Origin of the sequence: Natronomonas gomsonensis (assembly GCF_013391635.1) — an archaeon.
GTDB lineage: Archaea > Halobacteriota > Halobacteria > Halobacteriales > Haloarculaceae > Natronomonas > Natronomonas gomsonensis_A.
On the sequence record NZ_JACAWU010000001.1, the window covers coordinates 1,358,880 to 1,374,586 of the forward strand.

The following is a 15,707-nucleotide window of genomic DNA, read 5'->3' on the forward strand; positions in this document are numbered from 1 at the left end:
TGGTCAACGCGCGGATAGCTTCAAGTGAGTGTGTGATTATCAATCACTATGGATTGGAGAGCAGTCGAACGCGAGTACACGGACGAGGTAATCGGTGAGACGACCATTCCGGAACTGTTCTTCGATTCGGTGGGACGGAACGGCAGTCGGGACGCACAGATGTACAAGGGGGGCGTCTACGACCGGTCGTTGACCGACGACGTGGTTCCGGAACCGCCCCGAGGCGAGTACGGCGCGCTCACCTACGAGGAAACCGGCGACATCGTGCGCTATCTCGCGACGGGCTTTCGGGAACTCGGCGTCGGTTCCGACGACCGGGTCGGCATCTACGCGAACACGCGGATGGAGTGGTCCCAGGCCGACTACGCGATTCAGTCCGCCGAAGGCGTCGTCACGACCGTCTACACCGAATCCTCCGCGCCGAAGGTCCAGTACCTGCTGGACGACAACGACGCGATGGGCTGTGTCGTCGAGAACGAGGACCTGCTGGAGACGTTACTGTCGGTCGAAGACGACCTCGAGTTGGAGTTCGTCGTCGTCATCGACGAGGTCTCCGAGGAGTACGCCGACCGCGAGGACATCCACACGCTTGCGGACGTGTACGAACTCGGCGAGGCCAACCACGACGAGGAGACCTTCCAGTCGTGGCTCGAGAACCGCGAGTGGACGGACCTCTGTTCGCTCGTTTACACCTCGGGGACGACGGGCGACCCGAAGGGCGTCGAGCTGACTCACAAGAACTGGCGAACCTGTTTCAACCAACTCCGGAAGCGCATCGGGCCGCGTCCGGACAAGGGCGAGGACATCCCGGTGATGGAAGCCGGGATGACGGCGCTTTCGTTCCTGCCGCTCGCCCACGCCTTCGAGCGCATCAACCACTTCCACGAGTTGGGCATCGGGATGACCGTCGCCTACGCCGAGAACCCCGATACGGTCGGCGACGACCTCCAGCAGGTCGGTCCCGACGCCGCGGCGTCGGTGCCGCGCGTCTACGAGCGCATCTACAACCAGATGCGCGAGCAGGCCTCCGAGTCGCCGGTCAAAAAGCGCATCTTCGAGTGGGCCGTCGACACCGCCCAGACCTACGACGACGCCGAGGACCCCGGTACCATCTTGGAGACGAAACTGAAAATCGCGGACAAACTCGTCTTCTCGCAGGTGCGGGAGGCGCTCGGCGGCAACGTCCAACTGTTCGTCTCCGGCGGTGGGTCGCTCTCGGAGGACCTCGCGAAACTGTATCGGGCGATGGGGCTGACGATTCTGGAGGGGTACGGCCTCACCGAGACCGCGCCCGCGCTGACGACGAACCCCCCGGAGGACATCCGCGTCGGGACGATGGGTATCGCGCTGTGTGACGTGGACCTGAAGTTGGACCCCGATGTCGTCAGCGAGGAGACGAAAGCCTCCGAGAAAGGCGAGGTCGGCGAACTCCTCGCGAAGGGGCCGAACGTCTTCGAAGCCTACTGGAACAAACCCGAGAAGACCGAGGCCGCCTTCACCGACGACGGCTACTTCCGGACCGGCGACATCGTCGCCATCGACGGCGACGGCTACGTCCGCTTCGTCGACCGCCGGAAGAACCTCATCGTCCTCGATACGGGCAAGAACGTCGCGCCGGAGCCAATCGAAGACGAGTTCGCCACCTCCGCACGCGTCGACCAGATTATGGTCGTCGGCGACGACCGGAAGTTCATCGGCGCGGTCATCGCCCCCAACTTCGAAGAGCTGTGGGAGTGGGCCGACGAGGAGGGAATCGACCTTCCGGAAGACCCCGCAGCGGCCATCGAGGACGACAGAGTCCACGAGTGGGTCGCCGAGGAGGTCGACCGCGTCAACGAGGTGCTGTCGAAACACGAGACGATCAAGGAGTTCCGTCTGGTGCCCGAGGAGTGGACCGCCGAAAACGACCTGTTGACGCCGTCGATGAAGAAGAAACGACGGAACATCCGGGCTGCCTACGAGGAGGCCATCGAGGACATCTACGGCGAGGAATCCGACGAAGCCGAGGCGGAAGCCGCTCCAACGGACGACTGAACCGCCGAGCGTCCGCTCTCAGTCGTCGGCTTGCGCCTTCTCGAAGGGACTCGGCGGCAACAGGAGGTCGTCGAGGTCGGGCAGGTGTTTGACGTTGTAGACGACCTGCAGTCGGTCGGTCGCCGGCCGCGCCATACACGAGAGTCGAATCCCTCGGTCGAGCATCTCGTCGGGAAGGATGTGGTCGACGGGCATCGACAGTTCGCCCTCCTTGATGGCGACGGCGCAGTTCGCACACGCCCCGCCGCGGCAGGCGTAGGGCCACGCGAAACCGCGGTTCTCGGCGGCTTCCAGCAGTGACTCCCGCGGTTCGGCCAGAAACCGGCCGTAGTCCTCGTGGTCGAGGTTCGCCGCCGACGCGTTATCGAAGAGGTCGTCGTCTTCGAGGCTCCAGCCGTGGTCGGCGAGCACGTCGTAGTTGAGATACTCGACGCGCGTCGCCGACTCCTCGGGTCCGTCGGTGCTTTCGTCCGACTCGTCGGTCTCGGGTTCCGGTTCGCCCGGCGCGCCGACCCTCTCGTCGGCGTCGGGCACGCTCCGGGCGCGGCCGGCTTTGATGTCCTCGTAGGCCTCCCGGACGCGCTTGAACTCCCGTGGAGAGCCGCCGTGGTCGGGGTGGGCTTCCTTGATTCGGTCCCGGTAAGCCTGCTCTATCTCCCGCTGGTCAGCACCCGGCTCGACACCCAGGACCTCGAACGGGGACGCCACGGCTACGTGTAGTCGAACGGCGAGGATATATCTTCTCCAATCGGCCGAACGTGTCGGTTACTCCTCAGTGAACGCCGCGGGGTCCATCACGGCAGTGGCCGTCTTTACCGCCGCGACGTTCTCTTCGACGTCGTGAACCCGGACGATGTCGGCGCCCCGTTCGGCAGCCAGCGCGCTTGCGGCGACAGTCGCCGAGAGTCGTTCGTCCGCCTCACGGTCGACGAGGCCGAACATCGATTTGTGTGAGTGGCCGAGGAGAACCGGACAGCCGAGCGCGCGGAACTCCGCTAAGCGGCCGAGTATCTCGAAGTCCTCCTCGGGTGCCGTCCCGAACCCGAGACCGGGGTCCACGATGATTTGCGAGCGGTCGAGACCGGCCTTCTCGGCCAGCAGGACGCGTTCGACCAGCGCATCGAGCGTATCGGAGACCACGTCGTCGTACTCGATGTCGGCCTCGGGGTCGACCGGGGTGTGAATCGAGTGCATCACGACGACGGGAACGTCGTGTTCGGCCGCCACCAGCCGCATCTCGGGGTCCTCCAGCCCCGAGACGTCGTTGAGGATGTCGGCGCCGGCATCGAGGGCGGCCCGTGCGACCTCGGCCTTCCGCGTGTCGACGGAGACGAGGGCGTCGGTGTCGGAAAGCGCTTCGACGACGGGGACGACGCGCTCTTTCTCGGCTTCGACTGGTACGGGGTCGGCGCCCGGCCGGGTGGATTCCCCGCCCACGTCGACGATGTCGGCGCCGGCCTCGACGAGGCGTCGGCCCTGTTCGACGGCGTCGTCGATGTCCTCGTAGCGGCCGCCATCGTGGAAGGAGTCGGGCGTCACGTTCAGAATCCCCATGACGGCCGTTCCGTCGTCCCACGGGTAGCCGTGTGGTTCGGGTCGATGGCCGATTTCCAGCGTCTCCCGCAGTTCGTCGGCGAACCGCGAGAGGCCGTAGGCCTGCCCGTCGAGTTTCTCGGCGAGGCGCTTGAACTGCGCGAGCGTCCCCATCAACACCACGTCGACGAGTTCGCGGTCCTGTGCCGTCAGTCCGGAGGTGGCACACTCGGCGCCGAGCGACAGCGACTCCTGTTTGAGGTACTCCGCCTGCCGCGGTTGGACGCGCGTGGCGACGACGCGGTGGACGCCCTTCGCTCGCATCCGGCGGATGCCCCCCTCGGTCACGTCGGCGTCGGCGAGGACCTCTCGTGCGGTGTCGAGGTCCGGCACGCGCTTTTCGACGCGGAGTCGGGTCCAGCGTCGTCTGGCTTCGGCGACGACGAACAGCGACCCACAGACGAGGACGGCGTCGTCTGTGCCGGCCGCGTCGATGGCGGCCTCGACGGCGTCTTCGACGGCCGCCTTCGTCCGTCTCTCGGCACCAGACCCGGCGGCCTCGAAGGCCGCCGCGAGCGCGTCCGGGGTTTCGGCGCGCTCGAAGTCCGGTCGGCAGGTGTAGACGTACTCGGGGTCGGGAAGCGCCTCGACCATCCCCGCGTGGTCCTTGTCGCACATCGCGCCGAAGACCAGATGCAGGTCGTCGTACTCGAACCCCGACAGCGTCTCGGCGACGCCGGCACAGCTCCCGGGGTTGTGCGCGCCGTCGAGGACGATAAGCGGCTCTCGTTCCATCACCTCGAAGCGGCCGGGCCAGTGGGCGTTCCGGAGGCCGCGTTCGATGTCGTCGGTCGAGACGCCACCTATCTGTCGGCAAATCGTAGCTGCGACGCCGGCGTTGCGAGCCTGATACGTCCCGAGGAGCGGGAGACGCGTCTCGACAGCCCAGTCGTCGCCGTCGAGTGCGACGGCCTGTTCGACGCCAACCCGTCCGTCGTCGCGGATGCGGATGTCCGCCTCGTCGTCGGTTCCGACGCGGCGTACGTCACCGGCTACGTCGGTGACGGCGTCGAGAGCTTCGCCCTCGGTGGCGGTGACGAGCGGGTTCGAATCCGGCGCGACGGCGGCCTTGTCGCGGGCGATTTCGGGTATCGTATCGCCGAGGATATCGGCGTGTTCGAGCGTGACACTCGTGACCGCTGCGGCCTCGCTGTCGACGGCGGCGGTCGCGTCGTAGCGACCGCCGATGCCGACCTCCAGTACCGCCACGTCCACGTCGGCACGGGCGAAGGCCCACACCGCAAGCGCCGTCGTCGTCTCGAAGAACGTCGGCGAGGCGCCCTCGGCGGCCCGTTCCGTGACGTACGGTTCGACCTGCTCGACGAACTCACGGACGGCGGTCTTCGAGACCTTCCGGCCGTCGATGCGGACGCGCTCGCGAACGTCGTCGAGGTGCGGGGAGGTGTACAGCCCAACGTCGTAGCCGGCTTCCCGGAGGACGGATTCGACCATTCGGGCGGTGCTGCCCTTCCCGTTCGACCCCGCGATGCGGACGACCCGGAGGTCCTCGCCGGGCTCCCCGAGGAAATCGAGGAGCCGCCGGGTCGACTCGACGCCGGTCGTCGGCGAGTACCGGCGGAGGTCGAACAGGAAGTTCGCCGCCTCGTGGTACTCCATACCCTACGGAGTTCCGGCGGCCGCTTTAGCGTGTCGAACGCAGGTGGGATGGCCCCCGAGGGCCGGTGGTGGCGGAACGCGCCGAGAACCGGATGCTTATAACTGAAAGCGCGCAACGGACGGCTATGAACACGGAAGTCGGGCACCTCATGACGGCGCCCGTACTGACTACTGACCCCGAGACGCCGGTCGAGGAGATCGCGGACGCGATGCTCGGAGAGGGAATCAAATCAGTCGTCGCCATCGACGACGCGGGCCGCCCGATTGGTATTCTCACCTCGACGGATTTCGTCCGCATCGTCGCCGAAGGGACGCCCAAGTCGACGACGACCGTCGGCGACCACATGACCGAGGACATCGCGACGACGCCACCGGACGTGGCGATTCCCGAAATCGCCGAACGGATGGTCGAGTACGAAATCAGTCACTTCCCGGTCGTCGACGAGGACGGCGAGGCCATCGGAATCATCTCGGCGACGGACCTCACCGAGTACATCTCCGGAATGGCGGTCAGAGAACCGAGCGAATAAGAGAACTCAGTAGTACGACCGCTCTACGTTCCGAACCGCCTCGATGCGCTTCTCGATGGGTGGGTGAGTCGCGAACACCCGCTCCAGCGCCGAGCGCTCGCCGCCGAAGATACACAGCGCGCTGACGTTGTCGTCCAACTCGGCGTTGCCACGCTGGCCGGCCGAACTGATTTTCTGTAGCGCACGCGCCATCGCGTCGCCGCCGACGTGTTCTGCCGCATCGGAGTCGGCGACGTACTCCCGATACCGGGAGATGGCCAGTACGAACACCATCGCCACCGACTGGACGAGGATGGAGGCGATGTAGCCGAGGACGATGCTCCCGATGCCGTCCTCGCCGGCGAAGGCGACGACGAAGTACGCCGCCAACCCGAGCATCGAGGCGATGGACTGGCCCATCACCATCGTAATCACGTCGCGGTTGTCGATGTGGGCGAGTTCGTGGGCGAGGACGGCCTCGAGTTCCTCGTGGCTCAGGAGGTGCATCAACTCCGAGGAGACGACGACCACGCCGGCGCCGCGTCGGCCGACCGCGAAGGCGTTGGGGACGCCCATGTCGGCGACCATCAGCCGCGGCTTTTCGAGGTCCATCTCCTCGCTGATGCGCTCGACCGAGCGGTGAACCTCGGGGTAGCGCTCTTCGGGCATGTCCTCGGCGCCGGTACTCCACAGCGCCATCTTCTTGCCGACGACGTACTGGAACCCGGCGAAGGCGACCGTCCCCAGCAGGATGACGGGGATGCCGACGCCGAACACCTCGAAGGCGACGATGGCGAGCATCGCATAGAATGCAAACAGGATGCTCCCCACGACCGCCATGCGGGCTTTGAGTCCTACGTGTCTCATGTACCCCGAGTTGGATGTTTACGGTCAAATGGCTTCTGGCGTAGGTGATAACATACCACATGACGGTGTAGCGGACTCAAAACGCCTAAGTCCGTCCGCGAACGTCTCTGATGTATGCGAGATGGCGTACTCGTCGGTCGGCCACGGACGAACCCTAGCGAGTCCGTCGTCTCTGTCGCTTTCTCCAAAGGGAAAGGCAAACGTTCGTAGACCGGTCTCCGGCGGGCGTGGCGTCCCGTCGCAGGTCGACACCGAACGCACAGCCTCCGAACGCACGACTCCCAACACACCATGACACACGACACATTCGACGGCGTCTTCCCTGCGATGACGACGCCGTTCCACGACGACGACGAAAGCATCGACCACGACACCCTTCGGGCCCACGCCCAGCGACTCGAAACCGCCGGCGTCGACGGCCTCGTGCCGGTCGGCACGACCGGCGAGTCGGCGACGATGAGCCACGACGAACACGTCGCCGTCATCGAGACGGTCGTCGACGCGGTCGACGACGTGCCGGTCATCGCCGGTAGCGGTTCGAACAACACCCGCGAGGCGCTGGACCTCTCCGAACGGGCCGCCGCCGCGGGCGCCGACGGCCTGCTTCTCATCTCGCCGTACTACAACATCCCCGAACCGGACGGGATGGAACACCACTTCCGGCAAATCGCCGACGCGGTCGACCTCCCGCAGATCATCTACAACGTCCCCGGCCGTACCGGCCGGAACATCGCCGTCGAGACCGCCGTCTCCCTGGCCTCTCACGAGAACGTCGTCGGCTACAAGGCCGCAAGCGGCGACCTCAACCGGACCAACGAGGTCATCGAGCGCACCCGCGAGGAGAACTTCTCGGTGCTGTCGGGCGACGACGCCCTGACGCTGCCCATCATCGCACAGGGTGGCACCGGCTGTATCAGCGTGGCGGCGAACGTCGAACCCGAACGCACCGTCGCTCTCGTCGGGGCGGCCCTCGAGAACGACTTCGACCGCGCCCGCGAACTCCAGTACGAACTGGGCGACCTCTTCCGGACGCTGTTCGTCGAGACCAACCCCATCCCCATCAACGAGGCGATGGCGATGCGGGGCATCCACTCCGATACGATGCGCTCGCCGCTCAGCCCGCTGCAGCCCGAGAATCGCGACCGACTGCGCCGCGTGCTCGACGACCTCGAATGAACCTGCTCGTCATCGGCGCGACCGGACGGACCGGCAGCGAAATCGTCGCCGAGGCCAGCGGCCGCGGCCACGACGTCACCGGCGTCGCCACGTCCTCTGACACCATCGAAGACGTTCGCGTCTACCCCGACGACGAACTGCCGGAACTGCTGGCAGACGCCGACGTCGCCATCGACTTCACCGTCCCGTCGGCCAGCCACGAGTACGCCGCCCTCGCCGCCGAGGCCGGCGTCCCCTACGTCGTCGGGACGACTGGATTCGACGAGGACGGCCTCGATGCGCTCCGGACGGCCAGCGAGTCGACGCCGGTGCTGAAGGCGTCGAACTTCGCCCGCGGCGTGCAGGCGCTGCTCCGGGTCGTCGAGGCCGGCGTCGAGGCGCTGCCGGACTACGACGTCGAACTCACCGAGACCCATCACAACGGCAAACGCGACGCCCCGAGCGGGACGGCGAAGACCCTGCTCGAGGTTGTCGACTCCGCCCGCGAGGACGCCCTCGACCGCGTCCACGGCCGGGAGGGTGAACACGAGCGTGAAGATAGCGAGGTCGGCGTCCACGTCCGCCGGGCCGGTAACGTCCGCGGGGAACACGAGGTGCTTCTGGCCGACAACGACGAGGTGCTGACGCTGACCCACCGTGCCGAATCGCGTCGGGTGTTCGCGGCCGGCGCCGTCGACGCCGCCGAATGGCTCCTCGGTCAGGAAGCCGGCTGGTACGACTTCGAGGACGTGCTGTAGGGCAGCGAGCGTCGCTGGATTGGCCGACTATTTTAACCGGATTCCAACAGAGCCAAGTCCCGCGTTTCCGTCCGTCGGGGTAATGAGCGTACTCCGAGACGACATCGAGGACCTACAACAGCGAAAGGACGAGGGACTGACGGCCGACGATGTCAGCGCCGAGGACATCGCCGTCTTAGAGGAGTTCCTCGCGGCGCTGGAGGCCGGCGAGGTCCGGGCCGCAGAGAAGAACGACGGCGAGTGGGAGGCAAACGAGTGGGTCAAACAAGGCATCCTGCTGAACTTCGGTCTCCGGAACATCGAGACCCACACCTACGGCGGCGTCGACTACCACGACGTGTTGCCGCTCCGGGAGACCGACGACCTCTCCGAACGCGGCACCCGGAACACGCCCGACGGAACGGTCGTCCGCCGCGGTGCCTACATCGGGTCGGACGCGATTCTGATGAGTCCGGCGTTCGTCAACATCGGCGCCCACGTCGGCGACGGCACGCTCGTCGACTCCTGTGATACGGTCGGGTCGGCGGCCCAAATCGGTGACAACGTGAAGTTGGGCGCGAACACGCTCATCGGCGGCGTGCTGGAACCCGTCGAGGCCGCCCCCGTCGTCGTCGAAGATGACGTGTCCCTGGGCGCTGGCTGTCGAGTCACGAGCGGGTTCGTCGTCGGCGAGGGTAGCATCGTCGGCGAGAACACGCTTTTGACGCCCCGAATTCCGGTGTACGACCTCGTCGAGGAGGAGGTCATCTACGGCCAGTTGCCGCCCGAACGGCGGGCGTTCACCCGGTTCGTCGAATCCAGCGTTGGCGACCACGACCTCTTCGAGGGCGGCGCCTACAAGCCCGCCGTCGTCGCCACCGACGTAGAGGAAGAGACCCTGGAGGCGACCCAGCGCGAGGACGCCCTGCGCGATAACTGAGGGCGGTCGAGGGCTCTGCAGTCTGCCACGTTTCGCTACGATAGTGTTCCGTGTCGGCCGAACGTTTATGCACGTACGTACACGTACACAGGGATATGGGGACGAAAACTATCTCGCTCGCGGACGACGCCTACGAGAAGCTTCGGGCTCACAAGCGGGAGGGTGAAAGCTTCAGCGACGTAGTTCGCCGCCTCGCAGGCGGTGTCACGCTTTCCGAGTACCACGGTGTTATCGAGGAGGATACCGCGGACGAACTCGAAGAGATACTGGCAGGTCGGCGCGACTCTCGGTCCGAGACCCACCGCGAACGCGTCGATACCCTCGCCGACGAACTCGACGGATGATCCTGGACTCGACGTTTCTTATCGACGTGTTGCGCGGTAGTGGCGATGTCATCGATAACATCGAGGAACTGGACGCACACGGGACTCCGTTCGTGAGCGCGGTTACCGTGATGGAACTGTGGGAGGGAATCCACCTCGCCGACGCCGACGAGAGTGAGCGGGCAGCTGTCGGGGAGCTTCTGACCGAGATCACGGAACTCCCGTTCGACCGAGAGTGTGCCATGCGTGCCGGAAAAATCAATGCTGAACTCGTCGCTGCCGGCGAGCCAATCGATGAGACCGACGTGATGATTGCCGCGACTGCCCTCGTCAACGAACGGCCGGTCATCACCCGAAACGTCGACCACTTCCGGCGAATCGACGGGCTCGAAGTCGAGACGTACTGACGCTAGTCGGCTGACTCTTCGCTTTCGTCGGTCCCTTCGGCTTCGGCAACGGCGTCCGTCTCCTCTTTTTCGCCTTCATCCTCGATTTCGATGGTCGTGGCGTCGGCGTCGTCTGCGTCGTCGCCGTGAGCGCCCGTGCCGACGGAGAACTTGAACGCGAAGCGGTCCTCGCTGACGACGCTGCCGACGGCGGCACCGAAGGGGCCGAACGTGGCGCCGAATACGGTACCGATTGGGTTCGACCGGTCGCCACGTCCGCGCGAATCGTCTTCTGTCATACCCTCCCGTTCACCGTCGAGTAGCGCAAACGTTTCGGTCGAAGCGGAACCCTTGTTATCGGTCGACCCTCCCCTTCGACAATGAGTCTCGCCGCCTCGCCGCTCGTCAAGCGGCTCGCCGACTGGGACGCCGACCGCCTCGAAGCACTTGCGGCGGAACACGGCACGCCGCTGTACGTGATGGACCACGACCGCATCCGCGAGAACTTCGCTCGATTCGATTCGGCGTTCGACTTCGCCCACGTCATGTACGCCGCGAAGGCCAACACGGGCCGGGCGGTCATACAGACGCTGTACGACGCCGGCGCCGACATCGAGTGTGCCGCCGCCGGCGAACTCGACCGCGCGCTGAAAGCCGGTGTCGACCCCGAAGACCTCCAGTACACCGCGGTCAATCCGCCGGACGGCGACCTCGATTACGCCGTCGACCTCTGGGAGTCGACGCCGGAATTGACGATTACGGCGGGCGCCGAGATGACGCTGGACCGCCTCGAAGAACGTGGCTTCGACGGACGACTCGCCTTGCGCGTCAACCCCGGAATCGGCACCGGCCACCACGAGAAGGTCGCCACCGGCAAGGACGCGAAGTTCGGTCTCCCCTACGACGAGGTCGAAGCGGTCGCCGAGGACGCCCGTGACCGGTTCGACTTCGTCGGCCTTCACGCCCACGTCGGCAGCGGCGTCCTCTCCGAGGACTTGGCGGACCACCGACGGGCGCTCGGGAAGGTCGCCGACCTCGCCGAACGCGTGGGTGACATCGAGTTCCTCGATTTGGGCGGCGGCTTCGGCGTCCCCTACCGCCCCGAGGAACCGCCGCTGGACATCGAGGCCGCCGCCGAGATGGTTCGGGAGGTGACCGAGGACGTCGATGCCACCATCGCGCTCGAACCCGGTCGGTATCTCGTCGCCGACGCCGGCGCACTCCTCACGCGGGTCAACACCATCAAACAGACCCCCGAGACGCGCGTCGTCGGCGTCGACGCCGGCCTGACGGCGATGATTCGGCCCGCGATGTTCGACTCCTATCACCACATCCGCAACGTCACGGGGGACGACCGCGAGGCCGTCGAATCCAGCGTCGGCGGGCCGCTGTGTACCAGCGCCGACGTGTTCTGTACCGACCGGCCCATCCCCCGACCCGAGGCCGACGATTTGCTTGCCATCGGCAACGTCGGTGCCTACGGCATCAACCTCGCCAGCCAGTTCCACTCCCAGCCCAAGCCCGCGGAGGTCGCAATCGAGGGCGACGACGTTCGCCTGACGCGCCGCCGTGAGACGTTCGACGACCTGACGCGACTGGAGGACGAGGCACCCGGCTCCGAATAACGCCGGGGCCGCTCGTTTCGCGGTCGGCGGCGTCATCGATGCTCGTGGTCGCCGCTCGAGTGAACCGTCCGTGAGGTCTCGAATCGCGCCGTTCACTCGCGTTATTGTGGCGCGTTCGTTCGTTCTCGGTGTTCGATATCGAGCGGGTCCTCGATTTCACCCATTACCGCCTCGAGGGCATCCGTTGCGGTAATCAACCCCACGACGGTTCCGTCTGTCTCGTCAGTCACAAGCGCGAGTTCCTGATGTTCGTCCTGAAACGAATCGACGGCATCGCTGATGGGGATGTCTGCGGGAAGCGTCATCGGTGGGGCGGCGATGTCCTCGAGCGTAATCTCGCCTCGTCTGAGATCGTCGAGTTGGTCGACGACGGCGGGGACGTAGACGATTCCTCGGTAATCGGAGGGGTCGTCACCGATCAACGGAAATCGTGTGTGTGGGCTCGTCCCGATTCGGTCGAGGTTTTCCCGGGTAGAGACGGTCGTCGAGAGAAACACGATGTCCGACCGATCGGTCATGACCTCACTCACCGGCAGTTCGCCCACCGTGAAGGCATTGAGTATCTCTTCTTTCCGCTCGCTGGTAAGCTCTCCGCGGTCGAGTAAGGTTCCGAGTCGGTGGCGGAGGTCTGCTCGCGATTCGACGCGGTCGGCTTCGGTTTCGAGCCAGGCACCGGTCATCTCGATACCGAACAGCCCGAGGGTCCATTTGGCGACGCTGTCGCCGAGTACGATAACTGGATAGAGTAGTTTGGCAAACCAGTAGAGGGGGGTCGCACCGTACCGCGCGACGAACTTCGTCCGCTCCACCCCGAGATACGTGGGCGTCTGCTCGCCGTGGGTCAGGTGGAGTAGATTGATGATGATGAACGCGAGGATGCCACCCGCACCAATCGACGTAAGCAGTGTATTCTCGAAAACTGGATTAATCAACGCAGCCAACGCTGGTTCTGCGACGATGCCGACAGCGATACTGGTCGCGGAAATGCCGACCTGACAGCTCGTGAGATAGATTTCGAGGTCCTGTGTCATCTCCCACGCCCGCCGGAGGCCGGGGACGTCGAACTCGGATTGTGGATACTGCCGGACACGGGTCAGCGCGAACTCGATTGCAACGAAAAAGCCGTTCGCCAAAATGAGCAACCCTCCGGCCAGCAGGCGAAGTATTAGTTCCACCCCGTTCATATGCTGCTGTTTTGTCCCGCGTTGTCAAGCGTTACGTTCCTTTCCATCCGGGACGAGCGGCCGGATGTCAAACCTCCTCGACCAACTCGCTTCCCAGTCCGGTGTAGCCGGCGGGAGTGAGGTCGTGGAGTTCCTCGCGAACGGACGCCTCGACGTCGAGTTCGTCGAACAGCTCACGGAAGTCCTCCAGCGTCGCGCGCTGACCCCGGGTGAGCGCCTTGATGCGCTCGTAGGCCTCCGTGTCGCCCTCCCGACGGAGGATGGTCTGGACGGCCTCGCCGATGATTTCGGGATTGGCTTCCAGTTCCTCCCGCATCACCGTCTCGTTGGGTGTGACTTTCGAGAGTCCCTTGGCGGTCTTGCCGTAGCCGATGAGACAGTGAGCGAAGGCCGCGCCGATGTTCCGCTTGACGGTCGAATCCGAGAGGTCCCGCTGGAGCCGCGAGGTGGTGACGTAGTCGGCGAGGAACGTCAAATCCGAGTTGGCCTTCGTGAGATTGCCCTCGCTGTTCTCGAAGTCGATGGGATTGACCTTGTGTGGCATCGTCGAGGAGCCGGTTTCGCCCTCGACGGTCTCCTGGCCGAGATAGCGGTCCGAGACGTAGAGCCACATGTCCAAATCGAGGTCTCGGAGGACGTTGTTGACGCCGCGCAAGGCGTCGAAGACGGCCGCGAGGTCGTCACAGGGGTTGACCTGTGTCGACAGTTCGGTGTGTTCGAGACCGAGCGATTCGACGAAGGACTTCGAGAACGCTCGCCAGTCGACGTCGGGGTAGGCGACGTGGTGGGCGGCGTAGGTGCCGGAGGCCCCGGCGAGTTTCCCCGAGAGGTCGTCGGCGGCCGCCTCGACGCGGCCGAGCCCACGGCCGAGTCGCGAGGCGTAGACGGCCAACTCCTTGCCGTAGGTGGTCGGCGTCGCCGGCTGGCCGTGGGTGCGTGCGAGCATCGGCAACTCGCGGTACGCCCGGGCTTCGGTGGCCAGCGTGTCCCGCAGCTCTCGAATCTCGGGGACCAATACGTCCTCGACGGCGGGTTTCACGAGCAGACGGTGGGCGAGATTGTTCACGTCCTCGCTGGTGAGGCCGAAGTGGACCCACGGCCCCTGTTCGTCCTCGTCGGGCAGCGCCATCCGGACGAAGTACTCGATGGCCTTCACGTCGTGGTTCGTCGCGCTGTAGCCGGCGTACCCCTCGGTTTCGAGTTGTTTGACGACGGCCGCGTCGTCGGCGTCGAAGGATTCGTATCGGTCTCGAAGCGTCTCGCGTGTCTCCTCGTTCAGCGACAGCGGCGTCGCGTCGAGGTCGCCCAGCGCGATGAGGTACTCGACTTCGACCTCGACGCGGGCACGCATGAGTGCGGCCTCGCTGGCGTACTCTGTGAGCGGTTCGGTGTAACGGGCGTAGCGGCCGTCGAGCGGCGAGACGGCGTACAGCGGGCCCCGGTCAGTCATGGTCGTACCTGCGGCGAGACGTTGAAAAAGGGTGTCGATAATCGAACCGTCGGCGGAGAAAATGAACACGTTTGTGTATCAACGCGGCCCGGCGAACCGTCACGCGCGGAAGTATTTTGCCACTGCTCTTCGTGCCGCGGAGCGTGACGCCAACACGCAGACGCCTCCTCCGGAGTGTCGGTGCCGCTGCCGTCGGCGGGGTTCTGGCGGGGTGTACGGGCCTCGACGAACTCGGCGGCGCCAACGATGGGGTTCTGGCGGCCGTCGACGCGGCCGACGGCACCGAGCGATGGACCTTCGAAGCCGACGACTGGATGCGCTCCTCGCCGGCGTTCGCCGACGGCACCGTCTACGTCGGGAGCGACGACACCTACTGCTATGCGGTCGACGCCGGCGACGGAACCGAACGGTGGCGGACGTCCCTCGGGTCGGGGTCCGAAGACTGGGTCCGGTCCGGACCGACCGTCGTCGACGGCACGGTCTACGTCGGCAGCGACAGCAGCCACCTGTACGCGCTGGATGCGGCGGACGGAACCGAACGATGGTCCATCGAAACGGCCGACTGGGTCCGTTCGTCGCCGACGGTCGCGGATGGAACGGTGTTCGTTGGCGACGAATCCGGTGTGTTGTATGCTGTCGGAGCCGATTCCGGGACCGCACGCTGGCGGTATCGAACGGACGATTCGATTGAAGGCGCCCCCGCCGTCGCTGATGGAACCGTCTACGTCGGGTCACGCGAAAGCGGCGTCCACGCCGTCGATATCGAGTCCGGAACCGACCGCTGGCGAGCGGCCACAGGCGAGGAGTTCGTCGCTGGCCCGGTCGTCGCCGACGAGAGAGTCTACATCGGCAACACCGACGGACGGATGTACGCACTCAGGGTCGACAGCGGGACGGTCCAATGGGACCGAACCCTCGACGACAGCGGCGTGTACCGGCGGGCGACGCTGGCCGACGGCGTCCTCTACGTGAGCACGTCGGAGGGCCGGCTCTATGCGATGGACACCGACGGCGCGCCACGATGGGAGGTCGGTCTCGGAGGCGAAGCCTACTCCGCACCCGCAGTCGCCGACGGCATGGTGTACGTCGGCAGCGACGACGAGACCCTGTCCGCCTTCGACACCGAAGGCAGGGATATGTGGACCTACTCGATGCCGGATTGGATTCGGACCGACCCGCTCGTAGTCGACGGAACGGTGTACGTCGGGTCGGACTGAGACGCCGTCACTCGCTCCGTGCTTGGTGCCGGCGCTCAACGGACACGTGGGTACTGTAGTCCGACCGCCT

At 65.6% G+C, this 15,707-nt stretch carries 15 protein-coding genes; 9 read left to right on the forward strand and 6 right to left on the reverse strand.

The window, feature by feature from the left end; all coding sequences use genetic code 11:
- Positions 1-48 precede the first annotated feature (48 nt).
- On the forward strand, positions 49-2,034 hold the full coding sequence (locus HWX69_RS07075; protein ID WP_178916376.1) for an AMP-dependent synthetase/ligase: 1,986 nt from the start codon (positions 49-51) through the stop codon (positions 2,032-2,034).
- An 18-nt stretch (positions 2,035-2,052) separates the two neighbouring features.
- On the opposite strand, the gene fer is transcribed toward HWX69_RS07075, so the two are convergent.
- Both fer and folP read right to left on the reverse strand, forming a co-directional pair.
- Positions 2,053-2,742, reverse strand: a complete 690-nt coding sequence (fer, locus tag HWX69_RS07080) for a ferredoxin Fer (protein ID WP_178916377.1) — start codon at positions 2,740-2,742, stop codon at positions 2,053-2,055.
- Between the two features lie 57 nt (positions 2,743-2,799).
- Positions 2,800-5,244, reverse strand: coding sequence for a dihydropteroate synthase (folP, locus tag HWX69_RS07085; RefSeq protein ID WP_178916378.1), 2,445 nt, complete (start codon positions 5,242-5,244; stop codon positions 2,800-2,802).
- 125 nt (positions 5,245-5,369) lie between these two features.
- On the opposite strand from folP, the gene HWX69_RS07090 reads away from it, so the two are divergent.
- Positions 5,370-5,774 (forward strand): CBS domain-containing protein, encoded by a 405-nt coding sequence (locus HWX69_RS07090; RefSeq protein ID WP_178916379.1) that lies wholly within the window; start codon positions 5,370-5,372, stop codon positions 5,772-5,774.
- A gap of 6 nt (positions 5,775-5,780) precedes the next feature.
- Here the strand turns inward: HWX69_RS07090 and HWX69_RS07095 are convergent, their stop codons facing one another.
- Positions 5,781-6,620 (reverse strand): M48 family metalloprotease, encoded by an 840-nt coding sequence (locus HWX69_RS07095; RefSeq protein WP_178916380.1) that lies wholly within the window; start codon positions 6,618-6,620, stop codon positions 5,781-5,783.
- A gap of 291 nt (positions 6,621-6,911) precedes the next feature.
- On the opposite strand from HWX69_RS07095, the gene dapA reads away from it, so the two are divergent.
- The 5 genes from dapA (at position 6,912) to HWX69_RS07120 (ending at position 10,182) form a co-directional block, all read left to right on the forward strand.
- Positions 6,912-7,796 carry a 4-hydroxy-tetrahydrodipicolinate synthase gene (gene dapA / locus HWX69_RS07100; protein WP_178916381.1) on the forward strand — a complete coding sequence of 295 codons (885 nt, stop codon included), beginning with the start codon at positions 6,912-6,914 and terminating at the stop codon, positions 7,794-7,796.
- Positions 7,793-8,533: a 4-hydroxy-tetrahydrodipicolinate reductase gene (gene dapB, locus HWX69_RS07105; RefSeq protein WP_178916382.1), complete on the forward strand. Its 741-nt coding sequence runs from the start codon at positions 7,793-7,795 to the stop codon at positions 8,531-8,533. The genes dapA and dapB overlap by 4 nt, the downstream gene beginning before the upstream one ends.
- Before the next feature lie 82 nt (positions 8,534-8,615).
- Positions 8,616-9,452, forward strand: a complete 837-nt coding sequence (locus HWX69_RS07110) for a 2,3,4,5-tetrahydropyridine-2,6-dicarboxylate N-succinyltransferase (RefSeq protein WP_178916383.1) — start codon at positions 8,616-8,618, stop codon at positions 9,450-9,452.
- A gap of 95 nt (positions 9,453-9,547) precedes the next feature.
- Entirely contained in the window at positions 9,548-9,796 is a 249-nt protein-coding gene (locus HWX69_RS07115; RefSeq protein WP_178916384.1) for an antitoxin VapB family protein, read from the forward strand.
- The gene (locus tag HWX69_RS07120; protein WP_178916385.1) at positions 9,793-10,182 is read left to right on the forward strand and encodes a type II toxin-antitoxin system VapC family toxin; all 390 of its coding nucleotides are present in this window, start codon (positions 9,793-9,795) and stop codon (positions 10,180-10,182) included. The genes HWX69_RS07115 and HWX69_RS07120 overlap by 4 nt, the downstream gene beginning before the upstream one ends.
- Before the next feature lie 2 nt (positions 10,183-10,184).
- On the opposite strand, the gene HWX69_RS07125 is transcribed toward HWX69_RS07120, so the two are convergent.
- Positions 10,185-10,460, reverse strand: coding sequence for a hypothetical protein (locus HWX69_RS07125; RefSeq protein WP_178916386.1), 276 nt, complete (start codon positions 10,458-10,460; stop codon positions 10,185-10,187).
- 81 nt (positions 10,461-10,541) lie between these two features.
- Here HWX69_RS07125 and lysA point away from each other — a divergent pair, with 81 nt between their 5' ends.
- Positions 10,542-11,786: a diaminopimelate decarboxylase gene (lysA, locus tag HWX69_RS07130; protein WP_178916387.1), complete on the forward strand. Its 1,245-nt coding sequence runs from the start codon at positions 10,542-10,544 to the stop codon at positions 11,784-11,786.
- Between the two features lie 101 nt (positions 11,787-11,887).
- Here the strand turns inward: lysA and HWX69_RS07135 are convergent, their stop codons facing one another.
- Together HWX69_RS07135 and purB are read right to left on the reverse strand one after the other, a co-directional pair.
- A complete protein-coding gene (locus tag HWX69_RS07135; RefSeq protein WP_178916388.1) occupies positions 11,888-12,970 on the reverse strand; it encodes a CNNM domain-containing protein in 1,083 nt (360 codons plus the stop codon).
- Positions 12,971-13,037: 67 nt separating this feature from the next.
- Positions 13,038-14,420 carry an adenylosuccinate lyase gene (gene purB, locus HWX69_RS07140; RefSeq protein ID WP_178916389.1) on the reverse strand — a complete coding sequence of 461 codons (1,383 nt, stop codon included), beginning with the start codon at positions 14,418-14,420 and terminating at the stop codon, positions 13,038-13,040.
- Positions 14,421-14,563: 143 nt separating this feature from the next.
- Here purB and HWX69_RS07145 point away from each other — a divergent pair, with 143 nt between their 5' ends.
- Complete coding sequence (locus tag HWX69_RS07145; RefSeq protein WP_178916390.1) at positions 14,564-15,637, forward strand: outer membrane protein assembly factor BamB family protein; 1,074 nt, start codon at positions 14,564-14,566, stop codon at positions 15,635-15,637.
- The last annotated feature ends 70 nt before the right edge of the window (positions 15,638-15,707 follow it).

Bases quoted from the DNA above. Each gene is read 5' to 3' on its own strand.
- HWX69_RS07075 (WP_178916376.1), top strand. From the start codon at position 49: ATGGATTGGAGAGCAGTCGAACGCGAGTACACGGACGAGGTAATCGGT.
- folP (WP_178916378.1), bottom strand. From the start codon at position 5,244: ATGGAGTACCACGAGGCGGCGAACTTCCTGTTCGACCTCCGCCGGTAC.
- HWX69_RS07090 (WP_178916379.1), top strand. From the start codon at position 5,370: ATGAACACGGAAGTCGGGCACCTCATGACGGCGCCCGTACTGACTACT.
- HWX69_RS07095 (WP_178916380.1), bottom strand. From the start codon at position 6,620: ATGAGACACGTAGGACTCAAAGCCCGCATGGCGGTCGTGGGGAGCATC.
- dapA (WP_178916381.1), top strand. From the start codon at position 6,912: ATGACACACGACACATTCGACGGCGTCTTCCCTGCGATGACGACGCCG.
- dapB (WP_178916382.1), top strand. From the start codon at position 7,793: ATGAACCTGCTCGTCATCGGCGCGACCGGACGGACCGGCAGCGAAATC.
- HWX69_RS07110 (WP_178916383.1), top strand. From the start codon at position 8,616: ATGAGCGTACTCCGAGACGACATCGAGGACCTACAACAGCGAAAGGAC.
- HWX69_RS07115 (WP_178916384.1), top strand. From the start codon at position 9,548: ATGGGGACGAAAACTATCTCGCTCGCGGACGACGCCTACGAGAAGCTT.
- HWX69_RS07120 (WP_178916385.1), top strand. From the start codon at position 9,793: ATGATCCTGGACTCGACGTTTCTTATCGACGTGTTGCGCGGTAGTGGC.
- HWX69_RS07125 (WP_178916386.1), bottom strand. From the start codon at position 10,460: ATGACAGAAGACGATTCGCGCGGACGTGGCGACCGGTCGAACCCAATC.
- lysA (WP_178916387.1), top strand. From the start codon at position 10,542: ATGAGTCTCGCCGCCTCGCCGCTCGTCAAGCGGCTCGCCGACTGGGAC.
- HWX69_RS07135 (WP_178916388.1), bottom strand. From the start codon at position 12,970: ATGAACGGGGTGGAACTAATACTTCGCCTGCTGGCCGGAGGGTTGCTC.
- purB (WP_178916389.1), bottom strand. From the start codon at position 14,420: ATGACTGACCGGGGCCCGCTGTACGCCGTCTCGCCGCTCGACGGCCGC.